Below are 237 nucleotides of genomic sequence, written 5' to 3'. Positions count from 1 at the left end.
CCGCCCGCGGCCCGACCAGTTGTTCTACTACAGTGGCGGGCGCGACGACTTCGACCTGCCCAAGGACCTGCGTCACCTCACCCCGGGGTTTCACGAAGTGTTTCGCGAGCACCTGTCGTACCACGCCATGGTCGAGGTGGTGGACGGGCGGCACTACGTGCTGCTGCAGGACCAGAGCGATTTCGAAGAACGCGAGCGCGTGCTGTTCGCCGTGGTGGTGGTGGGCTTCGTGCTCAG

The 237-nt window shown here is 65.4% G+C and carries 1 protein-coding gene; it reads left to right on the top strand.

The genetic code is table 11. The annotated features are described in order from the left end of the window. The coding region (locus RRF55_RS27865) for a hypothetical protein (protein ID WP_439419281.1) at positions 1–237 on the top strand (237 nt) is incomplete at both ends.

The organism is Klebsiella sp. K47 (assembly GCF_051858335.1).
Taxonomy (GTDB): Bacteria; Pseudomonadota; Gammaproteobacteria; order Enterobacterales; family Enterobacteriaceae; genus Klebsiella; species Klebsiella pneumoniae.
Note: the sequence above shows the minus strand (reverse complement) of the source record. Positions and strands in the feature narration are given on the sequence as shown.